Origin of the sequence: Cellulomonas iranensis NBRC 101100 = JCM 18110 (genome assembly GCF_001552375.1) — a bacterium.
Taxonomy (GTDB): Bacteria; Actinomycetota; Actinomycetes; order Actinomycetales; family Cellulomonadaceae; genus Cellulomonas; species Cellulomonas iranensis.
In genome coordinates this window covers 56,891-73,195 of the sequence record NZ_BCRB01000010.1, presented here as the reverse complement: position 1 = coordinate 73,195, position 16,305 = coordinate 56,891, and the positions used below count along the sequence as shown (strand labels likewise).

Genomic DNA, 16,305 nt, shown 5'->3' with positions numbered 1-16,305 from the left:
CACGAGGGCGACGCCCGTCGCCCGCCGCAGGCGGGTCGGCGCGCCGTCGAGGCGCACGGGCTGCTCGTGGAGCGCCCCCTCCCAGCGGACCGCCGCCCGCCGCACGAGGCGCGCGCCGAGGAAGCTGCCGGACTCCCCCGCGGCGCGGTCGGCGACGTCGACGATCGTGACGGTGAGCACGTCGGCGTCGGCGTCGTGCCGGGCGAGCTCGTGCCGCAGCGCGTCGCCGTCGCCCTCGAACCGCTCGTCGGCGTCGATCGCGAGCACCCACCGCCCGGTCGCGTGCGCGAGGGCGCGGTTGCGCGCGGCGCCGAAGTCGTCGTCCCAGTGGCCCTCGACGACGGTCGTGGCGAGGCGGCGCGCGATCTCGCGCGTGCGGTCGCTCGATCCGGTGTCGTAGACGACGACCTCGTCGGCCCACGCGACGGACGCGAGGCACTCCTCGAGGACCGCCTCCTCGTCCTTGACGATGAGGACGGCGGACACGGTGGTGGCGGTGCGGGACATGCGTCCTCCGGCGGGTGACGTGGCGACGCCCACCCATCGGCGGCCGCGCGGCCGCGCTGAGCCGTCCGGGGGACGCGTCAGGCGATCGTGCGCAGCACGCCGTCGTGCGCTCCGGTGCGCGGCGTCGGGACGACGTCGAGCGTGGCGCCCGCGGCCGACGACAGCGCGGCGCGGGCCGCGACGGACGCGTAGTAGGCCTGCCGGCGGCGCTCGGCGACGCCGTCGGGGCGCGCGGGGGCGGCGACGAGGTCGGGGTCGAACGCGGTGTTGAGGCCGTCGCGCAGCAGGCCGAGGGCCTCGGTGCGCAGCTGGCTGATGCGCGACTGCGTCACGCCGAGGTCCTCGGCGAGCTCGGCGATCGTGCGGTCATCGAGGTAGAGGCCGGCGATGACGACGCGCAGCCGCTCGGGCAGCTCGGTGACGGCCGCGCGCAGCCAGTGCACGCGCTCGCCGGCGAGCACGTGCTCCTCGGGCGTCTGCTGCGCGTCGCGCAGCGTCTCGGCGACGGGCGTGCCCGGCACGTCGAGGGACAGCACGCGACGCTCGGCGTCGGCGCGCGCCTCGTCGACCGCGGTGACGGCCACGCCGAGGGTCTCGGCGAGCTCGGCGCGGGTCGGGGTGCGGCCGAGCACGCCGCGCAGCCGGTCGGTCGCGGCCTCGAGGTCGCGCGAGCGGCGGCGCGCGCCGCGGCTCGCCCAGTCCATCGAGCGCAGCTCGTCGAGCAGCGCGCCCTTGATGCGCAGCGTCGCGTACCGCGCGAACGGCACGTTGGTCGACGGGTCGTAGGCGCGGGCCGCGAGGACCAGGGCGAGGGCGCCGGCGGACGCGAGCTCGTCGCGGCTCACCGTCGGGGGCACGCGGTGGAGGATCTCGGACACGTTGTAGCCCACGATCGGCAGGTGCTCGACCACGAGGTCCGTGACGTCCACGGGGGTGCTGTTCACGCTCACACCGATGGCCTCGGTCGGGGCCGGCGCGAGGTTGAGGGTGGGCGCGCACCCACGTTCCGAGGGCAGGAAACGCCTCATTGGGACCTTCGTGCGCGACCGGGCCGACGAACCGGTCCGAACCCCCGTAGACGGCCTCGCGCCTGTGACATAGATCACATCCGTTTCACGCGCCCATCCCCTCGTGACCGCGCAAGCGCTTCCGATCAGGCGTGACGCCCGCGGCAGGTCACGGCGTCCCGGTTGCCTCGGGCAGATGTGCGCCGCAGGCCGCGCGAAACCGTCAGATCCTCCCGCGGCCGTCCGATGGGTAGCGTCGACAGGCCGGTGCGGCGAACCGACGCGACGAGGAAGAGGTGGACGGTGGATCTGCGACCCACCCTCGAGCAGCTGTCGGAGGTCCTCTGGCGCGAGCGCCACCTGCTCGAGCTGCTGCTGTTCAAGCTCGAGGAGGAGCAGCTCGTGCTCAGCTCGGGCCGCACCCGCTGGCTCGGCCACGCCACGCGCGAGGTCGAGGCCGTCCTCGACGAGATCCGCACGGCCGAGCTCGGCCGTGCCACCGAGGCCGACGCCGTCGCGCGCCTGCTCGGGCTCGACCCGGGCGCCGGCCTCGCCGAGCTCGCCGCGCACGCCCCGTCCCCCTGGGACGACCTCCTGCGCACGCACCGCGACGCGTTCGCGTCGCTCACCGCCGAGATCTCCGCGCTCGCCGACGGCAACCGCGAGCTGCTCGCGGTGTCGCACCGCGCCGCGCAGGAGACCCTCATGTCGTTGCACGACACCGTGCAGACCTACGACGGGCTGGGCCAGCGCGCCACCGTCGAGACCCCCCACGCCCGCCTCGTCGACCGGTCGATCTAGGAGACCCGTGAGCACCTTCTCCGGACTCGGGACCGCCCTGAGCTCGCTCATCGCCCAGCGCCAGGCCCTCGACGTCTCGGCGCAGAACATCGCCAACGCCAAGACCGACGGGTACACGCGCCAGCGCGTCAACCTCTCCCCGGTCGCGGCGCAGAGCGTCCCGTCGATGTTCGCGACGTCGAACGGCGTCGGCCAGGGCGTCAGCAGCACGGGCACCGTCCGCCTCGGCGACGTGTTCCTCGACGCCAAGGTCCGCGCGGCGGCCGGCACGGCCGGCCAGCTGACGGCGCGCGCCGACGCGTACACCTCGCTCGAGAAGAGCCTCGGCGAGCCCGCCAAGACCGGCCTCGGCGGTCAGCTCTCCGACCTGTGGGCCGGGTTCGCCGACCTCGCCAACGGCGCCAACCGGGAGTCCGCGCGGGCCGTCGTCCTCGAGCGCGGCAACGCGGTCGCGACGCGCCTGCACACGCTGTACTCCGACGCGGCCACGCAGTGGCAGCAGAGCCTGAGCACCACCGTCGCGCTCGTCGACCGCGTCAACGCGGCCGCGTCCTCGGTCGCCGACCTCAACGAGCGCATCCTCGCGATCGAGAGCTCGGGCGGGACCACCCACGAGCTCTCCGACCAGCGCGACGCGCTCGTCACCGAGCTGTCCTCCCTCGTGGGCGCGTCGAGCCGGGTCCGCGAGAACGGCCAGGTCGACGTGCTCGTCAGCGGCAACCTGCTCGTGACCGGCAAGGACGTCAGCGAGCTCGCCGTGACCGGCGCGAACGCGTTCTCGCAGGCCACCGCCGGCACCGCGGTGTCCGTCGTGTGGGCCGACCACCCGACGCTCCCGGCCGGCCTGCAGGGCGGCCGCGTCGCGGGTCTGCTCTCGGTGCTCGCACCCCCCGACCAGGGCGGGATCCTCACGGGCGCCGCGCAGCAGTACGACAAGGTCGCCCAGCAGCTCCACGACCAGGTCAACGCGCTGCACGCGACCGCGCGCCGCGAGGACGGGACCCCGGGCGGCGACTTCTTCGCGGTCACCGCCGGCGAGCCCGCCGCGCTCAGCCTCCGCGTGGCGCTCACGCAGGGCAGCGAGGTCGCGGCCGGCGAGGACGGCAAGGGCCCGTTCGACGGCTCGGTCGCGACCGAGATCGCGCGGCTCGGCAGCGCCAACGACGGCCCCGACGCGCTGTGGCGCTCGGTCGTCACCGACATCGGCGTCAAGACGGCCAGCGCGACGTCGCGCGCGACCGTCGCGAACGTCGGGCTCGTGTCCGCCGAGAACCAGCAGCTCGCGAACGCGTCCGTCGACATCGACGAGGAGACGGTGAACATGCTCGCGCACCAGCGCGCGTACGAGGGCGCCGCCCGCGTGCTCACCGCGATCGACGAGATGCTCGACACCCTCATCAACCGCACCGGCATCGTCGGGAGGTGACCGGCATGGTCACACGCGTCACGCACAGCACCATCCAGCGCTCGACGCTGGCGAACCTGCAGGCGAGCCTCGCCGCGGGCGCCCGGCTCCAGGCGCAGATGTCGAGCGGCACCAAGATCGCGGTGCCGTCGGACGACCCCGCCGGCGCGCACGACCTGCTGCGCCTGCGGGCCGACCTGCGGGCCGTCACGCAGTACGAGCGCAACCGCGCCGACGGCGACGCGTGGCTCGCGACGGTCGACGAGGCGGTCCGCGAGTCCCTGTCCATCGCGAACGCGACGCGCGTCCTGGTGGTCCGTGCCGAGAACGGCTCGCTGAGCGCCGACGCGCGCGAGGCCCTCGCCGCCGAGATCGAGGCGCGCCGCGACGAGCTGCTGCAGCAGGCCAACGCGTCCTACTCGGGTCGCCAGGTCTTCGCCGGCACCAGCAAGGACCCGGCGTTCACGGTGGACCCGGCCGCGACCCCGCCCTACGTCTTCAACGGCTTCGCCGGCGCCACGGTGACGCGCGAGGTCGGCCCGGGCGCGACCGTCCGGGTGGACGCCGACGGCGGGCAGACCTTCGGCACCGGGGACGACTCGGTGTTCGCGGTCCTGGACCGCGTCGCCGCCGCGATCCGCTCGGGCAGCACCGACATGTCGACGCACCTCGACGCGGTCGACGGCCGCATCTCGGCGATGCTCGAGCAGGTCGCGTCGGTCGGCGCACGGCACGGGCAGGTCATCGCCGCGAAGGACGTCCTCATGGCCCGGACGGTCACGCTCAAGGAGCAGATCGGCGGCATCGAGGACATCGACCTCGCCCAGATCACGCTCGACGTGCAGGCCCAGGAGGTCGCCTACCGCGGGGCGCTGGGCGCTGCGGCCAAGGTCCTGCAGCCCTCGCTCCTGGACTTCCTGCGATGAGCGCGCTGCACGCCGCCCCCGTCACGGTCGTCACGCCCGCCGGCCCGCGCGACCTGCCGCCGCTGCTGCGGGTCGCCACCGAGCTGCCGGGCCTGCCCGGCCACCACGAGTGGACCCTCGCACCGCTCGACGAGACCGGGCTGCTGTTCACGCTGCGGTCCGAGCCGGACGGCGTGCGGCCGGCACGGCTGTTCGTCGTCGAGCCGCACGCGTTCTTCCCGGACTACGCGCCGACGGTCCCGTCCGAGGCCCGCGCGACGCTCGGGCTCGCGCCCGACGAGGCGCCGGTGCTGCTCGTGGTCGTGCACCCCGCGGACGACGACCGGGCGCACCCGTCGGCGAACCTGCTCGCCCCCGTGGTCGTGCACCCCGCGGACGGCCGCGCGCTGCAGGTCGTGCTCGAGGACGACCTGCCGCTGCGGGCACCGCTGGCCTGACGACGCGCGGCCCATATCTCTCAGCGCGGGTCCGCACGTGCCGATGGAGGGGTGAAATCACCCCTGCCCGGGAGGCCGTGTGACCACCCCGACCAGCAACGCCCGCGCCAGCGCGTCGATCCTCCGCCAGCCGGTCGTCCACCCCGACCGGAGCATCTTCGCGTACGCCGTGCGCGGGATCGTGCCCGACGGCTCCGGTCTCCCCCTGCCGGAGGAGTCCGTCGAGCACCTCGTCGACGCGATGTTCCGGACGATCGACCTCACGCGCCTCGCGGGTGAGCGGCCGCTCGTGATCCGCCCGACGCGCTCGGTGCTCGCGAACCCCGCGGCGCTGCTAGAGCTGCCGCACGGCGTGGTCGTCGAGGTCCCGCCGCACCTGCAGTCGGCGACCGGTGCGGCCGACCGGCTGGGCGGGCTCGTCGAGGACGGCGTGCGCCTCGCGCTCGCCGACTACAGCGGCACGCCCCAGCAGGTCGCGCTGCTGCCGTACGTCCAGATGGTCAAGGTCGACGCGGCGCAGGACCCGGCACGGCTCGCCGAGCTCACGGCGCAGGCCGCGTCGCGCGGCGCGGTCGTCGTCGCGGAGAACGCCACGACCCGCGACCGGGTCGACGCCGCGCTCGAGGCGGGCGCCGAGTTCCTGCAGGGCCCGCTCGTGCTCGAGCAGCGGCCCGTCGAGCCCGTCCGGTCGTTCACGGTCGGCGAGATCCAGTGCCTCGAGGTGATCCGGCTCGTCTCCGGGCCGACGCCGGACCCGGCGGCGTGCGCGCAGACCGTCGCGAGCGACCCCGAGCTGTCGATCCGCGTGCTGCACCTCGTGAACTCGTCGGCCATGGGCGTGCGCCACAAGGTCGACTCGGTGCACCGCGCCGTCGTGCTCGTGGGGCCGCGCCAGCTCGGTGCGCTCGCGACCGCGGCCCTCGTGGGGTCCACGCCGGCCGCGATGGAGACGCTGTGGTACCTCCTGACCCGCGCGACCGCCGTCTCGAGCATCACGGGTGACGACACCGGGTACACCGTGGGCCTGCTGTCGGCCGTCGCGGCGCAGCTCAAGGTCGCGCCGTCGCAGGTCGTCTCGCGCACGGGCGTCTCGCACGAGGTCGCCGCGGCGCTCGAGCACCACCAGGGCCGCTACGGCCAGGCCCTGGCGGCCGTCCTCGCGCAGGAGAAGAACGACCCGGCGGGCGTCGCCGCGACGGGCCTCGACCCGTACGACGTGGGCCGCGTCTACCTCGACGCGGTCTCGAGCGCGCTGTCGCTCGCGAGCCGCCTCGCGGCGGCGGGCTGACGCACCGGCCGGTCGCGCTCGGCGCACCGGCCACGGACGAGCGGAGGGCCGCTCACCCCGCGGGGTGAGCGGCCCTCCGTGTCATGCGGGGACTGCGTGGCTCAGAAGCCGCCGCCGAAGTCCTCGCCACCGCCGGGCGCGGCCGGGGCGGCCTTCTCCGGCTTGTCGGCCACGACGGCCTCGGTGGTGAGGAACAGACCGGCGATCGACGCGGCGTTCTGCAGCGCCGAGCGCGTGACCTTGACCGGGTCGTTGACGCCCGCGGCGAGCAGGTCCTCGTACGTGTTGGTCGCGGCGTTGAGGCCGTGACCCGTCGGGAGGTTGCGCACCTTCTCGGCGACGACGCCGCCCTCGAGACCGGCGTTGATCGCGATCTGCTTGAGCGGGGCCTCGATCGCGAGCTTCACGATCTGCGCACCGGTCGCCTCGTCGCCCTCGAGCACGAGGGTCTCGAACGCCTTGGCACCGGCCTGGATGAGCGCGACGCCACCACCGGCGACGATGCCCTCCTCGACGGCCGCCTTCGCGTTGCGCACGGCGTCCTCGATGCGGTGCTTGCGCTCCTTGAGCTCGACCTCGGTCGCCGCGCCCGCCTTGATGACGGCGACGCCGCCCGCGAGCTTGGCGAGGCGCTCCTGGAGCTTCTCGCGGTCGTAGTCGGAGTCCGAGTTCTCGATCTCGGCGCGGATCTGGTTGACGCGGCCCTGGATCTGGCCGGCGTCGCCACCCCCCTCGACGATCGTGGTCTCGTCCTTGGTCACGACGACCTTGCGCGCCGTGCCGAGCACCTCGAGGCCGACCTGGTCCAGCTTGAGGCCGACGGTCTCGGAGACGACCTGGCCACCGGTGAGGACGGCCATGTCCTGCAGCATCGCCTTGCGGCGGTCGCCGAAGCCCGGCGCCTTGACGGCGATGGACTTGAAGATGCCGCGGATCCGGTTCACGACGAGCGTCGCGAGCGCCTCGGACTCGACGTCCTCGGCCACGATGAGCAGCGGCTTGCCGGCCTGGATGACCTTCTCCAGCAGCGGCAGCAGGTCCTTGACGTTCGAGACCTTGGACTCGACGAGCAGGACGTACGCGTCCTCGAGGACCGCTTCCTGGCGCTCCGGGTCGGTCACGAAGTACGCCGACAGGTAGCCCTTGTCGAAGCGCATGCCCTCCGTGAGCTCGAGCTCCAGGCCGAGGGCGTTCGACTCCTCGACCGTGATGACGCCCTCCTTGCCGACCTTGTCGAGCGCCTCGGCGATGAGCTCGCCGATCGCCGGGTCGCCGGCCGAGATCGCGGCCGTGGCGGCGATCTCCTCCTTGGTCTCGACCTCCTTCGCCTGGTCGAGCAGCTGGGCGGTGACCGCCTCGACGGCCTTCTCGATGCCCTTCTTCAGGGCGATCGGGTTGGCGCCGGCCGCGACGTTGCGCAGGCCCTCGCGCACGAGCGCCTGGGCCAGGACGGTGGCGGTGGTGGTGCCGTCGCCCGCGACGTCGTCGGTCTTCTTGGCGACCTCCTTGACGAGCTCCGCACCGATCTTCTCGTACGGGTCCTCGAGGTCGATCTCCTTGGCGATGGAGACGCCGTCGTTCGTGATCGTCGGCGCGCCCCACTTCTTGTCGAGCACGACGTTGCGGCCCTTGGGGCCGAGGGTGACCTTGACGGTGTCGGCGAGCGTGTTGAGCCCGCGCTCCATGCTCCGCCGGGCCTCCTCGTCGAAGGCGATGATCTTGGCCATGGGGCTGTGATCCTTCTTCCGGTTCGTGGGGTGGCCGGTCGGTGCCCGCGACGGACGGGCCGCCGTGCGCGCTCACGTCCCACGCGCGACGGCCCTCACCTACGGCCGGTGTGCTGCTGTCACTCTCCACCGGAGAGTGCTAAGTCAATGGTTAGCACTCGACCCCTCCGAGTGCAAGCAGCGCCCGTGGTCCTGCCGTCCGCCCGCCGCGAAGGTCTAGGGTGCCGTCGTGCCCGACGCCGTCGTCGTGAGCCGCGCCCGGCGCGCCCGCGCCCGCGCGGTCGTCGTGCTGGTCGGGGCGCTGCTGGCGGCCGTGGCGCCGGCGCCCGCGGACCGCGCCACCCCCGCACCGCCGGGCCCTCCGGCCGCCGCGTCGTCCACCGGGACGGGCACCGGGGCGGGGGCCGTCGGCGGGGTCGGCACGGGCGTCGGGGCGTCGAGCACGACGCACGCACGGATCGACCTCTACCAGCAGGCGGTCGCGGTGCTGCCCGACGGCGCGCGGGCCGAGGTCCCCGTGGCCGCCGTCGCGACGTACCTGCCGGGCACGCGCGTGCCCGACCCGGCGGTCGCGGTGCTCACCGCGGCGCTCGGCGGCACGCCGACGACGACGGTGCCGCTCGGGCCGCGGGCCGCCCGGGCCGCCGCTGCCGAGCAGCGGGCCTGGCTCGCCGCCGGGACCGTGCCCGGCGACGACGGCCGGTACGCGGGCCTGGCACGCGCGGCGCTGCTCGACCTGCACGCCCTGACGGTCGACGGCGTCGTGGTCGCCGGGTGGTCGCCGCACTGGCGGTACGTGTGGCCGCGCGACGCGTCGTTCGTCGCGGTCGCGCTCGCCCGCACGGGCCGCGTCGCGGACGCGCTCGCGCTGCTCGACTTCCTGGCGGACGTGCAGGAGCCGGACGGGTCGTTCGAGGCGCGGTACCGGCCCGACGGCTCCGGGCCGCCCGACGACCGCGGCACGCAGAGCGACGGCACGGGCTGGTCGATGTGGGCGGCGGGCCTGGTGCTCGCCGAGGTGCCGGCGGCCGAGCGGCCGGCCGTCGCGGCACGTCTCGCACCGCTCGTGTCGCGGTCGGCGACGCACGCGCTGACGCTCGTGGCCGAGGGCCTGCCGCCGGCGTCGCCGGACTACTGGGAGGTCGCCGAGCACGAGGTCACGCTCGGCACGGCGGCCCCGCTCGTGGCCGGCCTCGAGCAGGCGGCGGCGGTGCTGTCGGCGGCCGACCGCCCCGACGACGCCGCGCGGGCCCGCGCCGGCGCGGCACGGGCGCGGGACGCGGTCGTCGCCGCGTTCGGGCCGGGCGGCTACGGGCGCTACCCGTCGCGCCCGGTCCCCGACGCCGCGAGCGCGTTCGTCCTCGCGCCGTTCTGGGCGCAGCCGCCCGCGGACGGCGCCGTGGCGTGGCGCGCGTCGGTGCCGTCGATGCTGCGGCCCGCGGCCGGGCTGGCACCGGGCGGCGCGTGGCGCCGCGACGGCGTGTCGTGGACGCCGCAGACCTCGCTGTACGCCTGGGTCGCCGCCGAGCAGGGCGACGTCGCGACGGCGACGCGCTGGCTCGACGTCATCGACGCGCACCGCACGGCGTCCGGGTCGATCCCGGAGAAGCTGCTCGCGGACGGTGCGCCCGCGGCGGTCGCGCCGTTGGCGTGGAGCGCCGCGTGCGTGCTGCTCGCGCTCGACGCGCTCGACGGGTCGTGACGGACGTCCGCGGGCCGAGGCACGACGACGGCCCGGCCGCCGGGGCGACCGGGCCGTCCGTCCGCGCCGTCAGACGGGACGCACCTGCTCGGCCTGCGGGCCCTTGGTGCCCTGCCCGACCTCGAAGGCGACCGCCTGTCCCTCCTCGAGGGTGCGGTAGCCGTCGACCTGGATCGCGCTGTAGTGCACGAAGAGGTCCTGGCCCCCGCCCTCGGGCGTGATGAAGCCGAACCCCTTCTCCGCGTTGAACCACTTGACCGTGCCCTGGGCCATGCCGTGCTCCTCGACGTCCGGTGCCCGGGGAGATCCGCCGTCGCCCCGGTGCCCGGAGCCTAGTGCGGGGCGTGGACGCGCGACCAGGGTCCGCTCAGGTGACGTGACGTGACGTGCCGGGGCGGCGCGGGCGCCCGCCGGGGCCTGTCAGCCGCGCGGGTCGGTGACGAGGACGACGGAGACGCCGGTGCCGGCGCGCTGGGCGTCGACGACGATCGTCGGCACGTTCACGGTGCTCGCGACGAGGTCGGCCGTCGCCCGCAGGTCCTCCGAGGCGATGAACACCGTGGACTGCGCGGGCAGCGAGCCGGTGGCGTTGTCGGGCGTCACGTCCGTGAAGCCCGCGGTCTCGAGCTGTCCCGCGACCTCGGCGGCCAGGCCGGCCACCCGCGCACCGTTGAGCACGCGCACCGGCGTGGTCAGCACGGGCTGCGGCGCCTCGACGGTCTCCTCGGGCGCGGGCGTCGGCTGCTCCTCGGCCCCGTCGGTCGCGGGGTCCTCGGCGCCGTCGGTCGCGGGGTCGTCGGCGGGCGGCTCCTGGACCTCGCCGCTGGTGCCGCCCTGGGGCTGCGACGCGTCGCCAGGCAGGTTGCCGGTGCGCGACAGGAAGGTCACGACGCCCCAGGCGAGCGCGGGCACGACGACGAGCACGACGAGGAACGGCCACCACTTGCTCCACGTGGAGCGCGGGGCACGGTGCACACCCGTCGGGGCGTCGGGCGAGATCGCGTCGAACTCGTCCTCGGGGTACGGGTAGTCGGCCTTGCTCACGGCCGCAAGGCTAACGTCTCGGGGCCGCCGCACCGGCCAGGCCCGCCGCACGGCCGCGCCGCCGGGGCGACATACCCGGACGGACGGGGCACCTGCCGCTCAGCCCTCGGCGCCGAGGCGGCGCGCGGTGCGCGCGCGCTGCCGCGAGGACCGCATGCGCCGCAGCCGCTTGACGAGCATCGGGTCGTGCGCGAGGGCCGCCGGGTCGTCGATGAGCGCGTTGAGGAGCTGGTAGTAGCGCGTGGCGGACATGTCGAACAGCTCGCGCACGGCCTGCTCCTTCGCGCCGGCGTACTTCCACCACTGGCGCTCGAACTCGAGGACCTGCCGGTCGCGGTCGCTGAGGCCGTCGGCCCCGCGCGCGTCGTCGCGGACCTCGTCGCCCGGGGAGGCGGGCGCCGCGCTCGCGTCCATGGTTCCTCCTCGTGCCGGCAGTGCGGGTCGCGCTGCTCCGCGTCATGGTACGTGCGGAACCACACCGGTGTCATTCGTCCGCGCGCGGCGGTCGGCGCGTCGTCGTCCGCCTCCGTGCGGGAGCCCTCACGGGTAGCGTGCGGGCTCGTGACCGCGCCTCTCGACCAGCTCGTCGCGCCCGACTGGGCCGCTGCCCTGGCCCCCGCCGAGCCCGCGCTGCGCGCGGCCGGCCAGTTCCTGCGCGAGGAGGTCGCCGCGGGCCACGCCTACCTGCCGGCGTCCGACGCGATCCTGCGCGCGTTCCAGCGCCCGCTCGCGGACGTGCGCGTCCTGGTGGTCGGGCAGGACCCGTACCCGACGCCGGGGCACCCCATGGGGCTATCGTTCTCGGTGCAGCCCGACGTGCGGCCGCTGCCGCGCTCGCTCGCGAACGTGTTCCGCGAGCTCGTCGACGACCTGGGGGTCCCCGCCCCCACGAGCGGCGACCTGTCGCCGTGGGCGGACCAGGGCGTGATGCTGCTCAACAGGGTCCTCACCGTGCGGCCGGGCGCGCCGGCCTCGCACCGCGGCCGCGGCTGGGAGCAGGTCACCGACCGCGCCATCGCGGCGCTCGTGGAACGCGGCGGGCCGCTCGTCGCGGTGCTGTGGGGCCGCGACGCGCAGTCGCTGCGCCCGGCGCTGGGCGACGTCCCCGTGGTCGCGAGCCCGCACCCGAGCCCGCTGTCCGCGAGCCGCGGGTTCTTCGGGTCGCGGCCGTTCTCGCGCGTCGACGCGCTGCTGCGCGAGCAGGGCGCCGCACCGGTGGACTGGCGCCTGCCCTGACCCGACGGCGCATGATGGGGCCATGACGTCCGCGCGCGACCCCGAGGGCCCGACCGCTCCGCGACCCGCCGACGCCCCGCCCGGCGGCCCCGCCGCCGCGGGCGACCCGCCGCGGTGGTCGCGGTACGTCGCGGTCGGCGACTCGTTCACCGAGGGCCTGTGGGACGCGCCCGACGGCGAGGACGCACCCCTGCGCGGCTGGGCGGACCAGCTCGCGTCGCACCTGTCGGCGCGCCGCACGGCCGCGGGCCTGCCGGCGCTGGAGTACGCGAACCTCGCGGTGCGCGGTCGCCTCATGCGCCCGATCCTCACCGAGCAGGTGCCGGCCGCCCGGGCGATGGCGCCCGACCTCGTGAGCCTCGTCGGGGGCGGCAACGACATCCTGCGCCCGTCGGTGGACGTCGACCGTGTCGCGGCGGACCTCGAGCGCGCGGTCGCGCGGCTGCGCGCGGACGGTGCCGACGTCCTGCTGTCGACGGGCTTCGACGCGCGCGAGAGCCCGCTGGTGCGCACGACGCGGAGCCGCACGGGCGTGTTCAGCGCGCACGTGTGGTCGATCGCGCGGCGGCACGGCGCCTTCGTGCTGGACCTGTGGGGCATGCGCAGCCTGCTGGACTGGCGCATGTGGGCCGAGGACCGGATCCACCTCACGACCGACGGGCACGCACGCGTCGCGCAGGCCGCGCTCGTGGCGCTCGGCCTGCCGCCCGACCGGCCCGACTGGGACGACCCCCTCGCGCCGCTCCCGCCGGTCCCGCGCCTCGAGCGCGTGCGCGCCGACGCGCACTGGCTGCGCGAGCACGCCTACCCGTGGGCCACGCGGCGGCTGCGGCGGCGGTCGTCGGGCGACGCGCGCGTCGCGAAGCGGCCCGACCCGCTGCCGGTCGACTGACGCGCCGGCCCGCCGTCAGGGGCAGGTGAGCAGGCCGCCGGAGCCGGTGAGGTCGCCGCGCAGCTGGATCGACGACGTGCGCCCGTCCTGCACCTGGTGGAACGACCCCCACGCGGTCGTGCCGCGCACGGTCACGACGCGCGGCGCGTCGCCGCACGCGCTCGCCGCGACCCGCACGAGCCCGCCGGTGCCGTCGGTGAGCGCCCGCGCGAGGAACGGCAGCTCGGGGTCGGAGAGGTCGACGTCGACCTGCCACGTGACGGGCGTGGGGCTGGTCGAGGACACGACGACGTTCGCGAGCCACGTGGTCGGCGTCGGGTAGCCCCACTGCTGGCGGTTCACGAGGGTCGCCGTGCACGACGCGGCGGGGTCGTCCGGCACGGTGCACCGCACGAACGGCTGCGGACCGCTCCAGGTGGACGGCACGAGCCAGCCGTCGACCGTCACGCGGGGCACGAGAGCGGCGGCCGGGGTGAAGGCGCCCCCGGCGACGGTGGTCGTCGCGGCCGCGGTCGCCTGGCCGGCGAACCGGCGCGACTGCGCGGCGGACGACGTCACCGCGGGGTCGTACAGCGTGACGACGAGGGGTCGCCCGACGCACGCGGCCTGCACACCGGTCACGCGCACGGCGGTGCCGGACGCGGCGGTGACGGTGACGGGCGCCTCCTGGCAGCGCTGCGCCGTGGCGGCCCACGCGCGCGCACCGGCGCCGGTGAGCGGCAGGCCGGCGGCGGAGGCGACCTGCGCGGCGAGGAGGACCAGCGTGACGGCGAGCACGGCGGCGCCGCTCAGCGTCACGGCGATGCGGCGCACGGCGCGGCGCCGGGTCACGTGCGCACCCGCGGTGCGGACGGCCACACGACGAGCGCGAGCGCGAGCACGAGCACGCTGGCCCACACGCCCGGGGTCGCGGCCCAGCCGACGGCGAGCCCGAGGCGCGGCACGTGCAGGACCTCGACGCCGACGACCTCGTCCTGCGTCGGGGTGAACGGGTCCGCCGCGTCGTTGTTGTCGCCCTGCAGCCGCCACCCGTCGGGGTCGCCGCCGATGACGCGGTGGATGATGCGCGCGCCGTCCAGCGCGGCGGGCCGGTAGATGACGACGTCGCCGACCTGGGGCACGCCGCACCGCGCGACGACGATGTCGCCCGTGCGGTAGGTGGGCTCCATCGAGTGCCCGGAGACGAGCGTGAACGACGTGCAGCCGCCGAGGTTCGTGGGCCACAGCAGCAGCACGACGACGCCGAGCACGGCCCAGCCGGCCGCCGTCCGCGCAGCTCGCAGCACCCGCCGGGTCCCGGCGGGTGCTGCGAGCTGGACGCGGGGCACGGTCAGGCGCCGTACACCGTGACGGCGACCTTGCTGATGCTGTTGATCTGCGCGGGCGTCAGCGCCGAGCCGAAGGCGGGGGTGCCGCCGTTGAGCGTGAGCGTCACGGCGCCGCCGGACGCGGGCACGGTCCCGCTGTAGGTGGCACCGATCTGGGTGCCGGACGCGGAGCCGAGCGCGACCTTGACGGTCTTGCCGCCGCAGGCCGCGTCGAACGACGTGAGGGTGAGCGCGTCGGCCTCGGCCGCGAAGCCGAACTGCGCACCGGTGCCGAGCGAGCCGGGGGTGCCGGAGGCGAGGCCGTAGGAGACGGCGACGGTGCTGGACTGGCAGACCGCGGTCGTGACGGCGGCCGTGCCGGCCTGCGCGACCGACGCGGACGTGCCGTTGACGTTGAGCTGCGACGCGGACGCGAGCGACAGGCCGGCGACGCCGAGCACACCGAGACCGACGGCGAGGAGCTTGCGACGGTTGGCGCGCTTCGAGGACGTGGACACGGGGAGGACCTCTTCTTGGACGGGTGTTCAGATGGGTTCCTCTCCACTATCGATCGGCGCGCTCACCCCTCCGGCGGAGGCCTAGGTGAAAACTCCCGGGGGTCGTCGGAGATGCCCGAGTTCTTCACCCGCGAACCCGGCGGAAAACGCCTTCTCTGAGACGCGTACCCGCAGGTCAGGGGGACTTTCGTCCTAGGCTGGACGAGTGGCGCAGGTCACTCGTCGGCGCGGTCGCGCACCCGTCCGAGGGTCGGCCCTGCGGCCTGGCCCGACCCGCTCAGTCCGTGCGGTCCTCGCCCGCCAGGACCCCCAGCGGCAGACGCGCGTCGACCACCGCGCCGCCCCCCGGGCCCGGCCCGACGTGCAGCGAGCCGCCCGCGATCCGCAGCCGCTGCGCGAGCCGCGCCGTGCCCGTCGTCGGGTCGGGTTCCTCAGGCGCGTCGAACGACCCGCCGTCGTTGACGACCACGACGTCGAGCACGCCGTCCGTGACGTCCATCCGCACGTCCACGCGTGACGGCGGGCCGTGCTTGAGCGCGTTCGTCACGGCCTCCTCGACGACCCGCACCACGAGCAGCCGCTCGGGGATCGTCAGCCCGCCGCGGGTCGGGTCGTCGACGTGCCGCAGACCCTCGCCGACCTGCAGGTTGGTCGCGATCGTCGCGGGCAGGCGCCCGAGCAGCGCCCGCACGGCCGGCACCACCCCGAGCTCGAGCCGGTCGGGGTAGAGCAGCCGGCTCATGCGCCGGACGTCGAGGTCGCGCGCCTCCGCGAGCTGCGAGCGCACCCAGCGCACGTCGGCCGTCGCGGCCGGCAGCGTGCCCTCGGTCGCGGCCTGCACCGCGTCGAGCCGCGCGTCCACCAGGACCAGGCGCTGCTGCAACGTGCCGTGCAGCCCCTCGGCCACCGCGCGTCGCACCCGGATCTCCTCGTCCTCGAGCGCGCGCACGGCCATCTCGACGCTCACCGCCTCGCGCTCGGCCGCACGCGTCGCGGCGCGCGAGCGCCGCTGCAGCAGCATCGCGGCCACACCGATCGCTGCCGAGATCGTGGCGATCAGCGTGCCGGCGAACGCCTCGGCCTCGAGCGACTCGGTGTCGGACGCCGGGTAGACGCCCAGCACGACCTGCGCCGCGACGCGCAGCGCGCCCATGACGACTGCTGCGCCGAGCCCACGCAGCGCGACACCCACGATCCCGGGCGTGCTGCTCACCCGCAGCAGCACGAGCGCGACCACGAGCCCCGTGACCGCGACCCCGTTCGCCGACAACCGCCGCCACAGCTCGATCTCGCCCCACTCGGGGAGCACCTGGGAGTAGATCCACGAGCTCTGCAGGGCCGCGCCGAACGCGTACCCGAGCGCCACCACGCCTGCGGCGCCCAGCAGCGCGCGACGGTCCTCGACCTCGTCGCGCGTCCGGGTCGCCGTCGCCGCGACCTGCTGTCCGCCCTGCATCTTTTCACCCCGCCCGACGCCCTCGTCCGCGACGCGTCCGCCTGCGTCGACG

The 16,305-nt window shown here is 75.5% G+C and carries 18 protein-coding genes; 8 read left to right on the top strand and 10 right to left on the bottom strand.

Annotated features, from left to right (window positions below):
• Together CS2_RS03445 and CS2_RS03440 are read right to left on the bottom strand one after the other, a co-directional pair.
• Window positions 1–507: glycosyltransferase family 2 protein (locus CS2_RS03445; RefSeq protein ID WP_156441980.1), on the bottom strand; the 507-nt coding region annotated here is incomplete at its 3' end.
• A 77-nt stretch (window positions 508–584) separates the two neighbouring features.
• Window positions 585–1,451, bottom strand: coding sequence for a sigma-70 family RNA polymerase sigma factor (locus CS2_RS03440; RefSeq protein ID WP_070318902.1), 867 nt, complete (start codon window positions 1,449–1,451; stop codon window positions 585–587).
• Between the two features lie 366 nt (window positions 1,452–1,817).
• Between CS2_RS03440 and flgN the strand changes: the two genes are divergently transcribed.
• The 5 genes from flgN (at window position 1,818) to CS2_RS03415 (ending at window position 6,371) form a co-directional block, all read left to right on the top strand.
• Window positions 1,818–2,315, top strand: a complete 498-nt coding sequence (gene flgN, locus CS2_RS03435) for a flagellar export chaperone FlgN (protein WP_226237093.1) — start codon at window positions 1,818–1,820, stop codon at window positions 2,313–2,315.
• A 7-nt stretch (window positions 2,316–2,322) separates the two neighbouring features.
• Complete coding sequence (gene flgK / locus CS2_RS03430) at window positions 2,323–3,741, top strand: flagellar hook-associated protein FlgK (RefSeq protein ID WP_070318890.1); 1,419 nt, start codon at window positions 2,323–2,325, stop codon at window positions 3,739–3,741.
• A gap of 5 nt (window positions 3,742–3,746) precedes the next feature.
• Window positions 3,747–4,646, top strand: a complete 900-nt coding sequence (gene flgL / locus CS2_RS03425; RefSeq protein ID WP_046530104.1) for a flagellar hook-associated protein FlgL — start codon at window positions 3,747–3,749, stop codon at window positions 4,644–4,646.
• Complete coding sequence (locus CS2_RS03420) at window positions 4,643–5,083, top strand: flagellar assembly protein FliW (protein ID WP_070318889.1); 441 nt, start codon at window positions 4,643–4,645, stop codon at window positions 5,081–5,083. The genes flgL and CS2_RS03420 overlap by 4 nt, the downstream gene beginning before the upstream one ends.
• A gap of 79 nt (window positions 5,084–5,162) precedes the next feature.
• The gene (locus CS2_RS03415) at window positions 5,163–6,371 is read left to right on the top strand and encodes an EAL and HDOD domain-containing protein (RefSeq protein WP_046530102.1); all 1,209 of its coding nucleotides are present in this window, start codon (window positions 5,163–5,165) and stop codon (window positions 6,369–6,371) included.
• A 101-nt stretch (window positions 6,372–6,472) separates the two neighbouring features.
• On the opposite strand, the gene groL is transcribed toward CS2_RS03415, so the two are convergent.
• Window positions 6,473–8,098, bottom strand: coding sequence for a chaperonin GroEL (groL, locus tag CS2_RS03410; RefSeq protein ID WP_046530101.1), 1,626 nt, complete (start codon window positions 8,096–8,098; stop codon window positions 6,473–6,475).
• 229 nt (window positions 8,099–8,327) lie between these two features.
• On the opposite strand from groL, the gene CS2_RS03405 reads away from it, so the two are divergent.
• Window positions 8,328–9,800, top strand: a complete 1,473-nt coding sequence (locus CS2_RS03405) for a glycoside hydrolase family 15 (protein ID WP_070318888.1) — start codon at window positions 8,328–8,330, stop codon at window positions 9,798–9,800.
• Between the two features lie 69 nt (window positions 9,801–9,869).
• Here CS2_RS03405 and CS2_RS03400 read toward each other — a convergent pair whose 3' ends face one another.
• The 3 genes from CS2_RS03400 to CS2_RS03390 form a co-directional block, all read right to left on the bottom strand.
• The gene (locus tag CS2_RS03400) at window positions 9,870–10,073 is read right to left on the bottom strand and encodes a cold-shock protein (protein WP_070318887.1); all 204 of its coding nucleotides are present in this window, start codon (window positions 10,071–10,073) and stop codon (window positions 9,870–9,872) included.
• Window positions 10,074–10,220: 147 nt separating this feature from the next.
• Entirely contained in the window at window positions 10,221–10,844 is a 624-nt protein-coding gene (locus CS2_RS03395) for a LytR C-terminal domain-containing protein (protein ID WP_070318886.1), read from the bottom strand.
• A 99-nt stretch (window positions 10,845–10,943) separates the two neighbouring features.
• Window positions 10,944–11,258 (bottom strand): DUF3263 domain-containing protein, encoded by a 315-nt coding sequence (locus CS2_RS03390; RefSeq protein ID WP_046530098.1) that lies wholly within the window; start codon window positions 11,256–11,258, stop codon window positions 10,944–10,946.
• A gap of 147 nt (window positions 11,259–11,405) precedes the next feature.
• Here CS2_RS03390 and CS2_RS03385 point away from each other — a divergent pair, with 147 nt between their 5' ends.
• Both CS2_RS03385 and CS2_RS03380 read left to right on the top strand, forming a co-directional pair.
• Entirely contained in the window at window positions 11,406–12,080 is a 675-nt protein-coding gene (locus CS2_RS03385) for a uracil-DNA glycosylase (protein WP_046530097.1), read from the top strand.
• A 22-nt stretch (window positions 12,081–12,102) separates the two neighbouring features.
• Window positions 12,103–12,972 (top strand): SGNH/GDSL hydrolase family protein, encoded by an 870-nt coding sequence (locus CS2_RS03380; protein WP_070318885.1) that lies wholly within the window; start codon window positions 12,103–12,105, stop codon window positions 12,970–12,972.
• Between the two features lie 15 nt (window positions 12,973–12,987).
• Here CS2_RS03380 and CS2_RS03375 read toward each other — a convergent pair whose 3' ends face one another.
• The 4 genes from CS2_RS03375 to CS2_RS03360 all read right to left on the bottom strand — a co-directional run bounded on the left by CS2_RS03375 (window position 12,988) and on the right by CS2_RS03360 (window position 16,253).
• Window positions 12,988–13,803 (bottom strand): hypothetical protein, encoded by an 816-nt coding sequence (locus tag CS2_RS03375; RefSeq protein WP_134852228.1) that lies wholly within the window; start codon window positions 13,801–13,803, stop codon window positions 12,988–12,990.
• Entirely contained in the window at window positions 13,800–14,300 is a 501-nt protein-coding gene (locus CS2_RS19010) for a signal peptidase I (protein WP_070318883.1), read from the bottom strand. The genes CS2_RS03375 and CS2_RS19010 overlap by 4 nt, the downstream gene beginning before the upstream one ends.
• A gap of 2 nt (window positions 14,301–14,302) precedes the next feature.
• Window positions 14,303–14,797 (bottom strand): hypothetical protein, encoded by a 495-nt coding sequence (locus tag CS2_RS19005; protein WP_070318882.1) that lies wholly within the window; start codon window positions 14,795–14,797, stop codon window positions 14,303–14,305.
• Window positions 14,798–15,074: 277 nt separating this feature from the next.
• On the bottom strand, window positions 15,075–16,253 hold the full coding sequence (locus tag CS2_RS03360; protein ID WP_070318881.1) for a sensor histidine kinase: 1,179 nt from the start codon (window positions 16,251–16,253) through the stop codon (window positions 15,075–15,077).
• Between the last annotated feature and the right edge of the window lie 52 nt (window positions 16,254–16,305).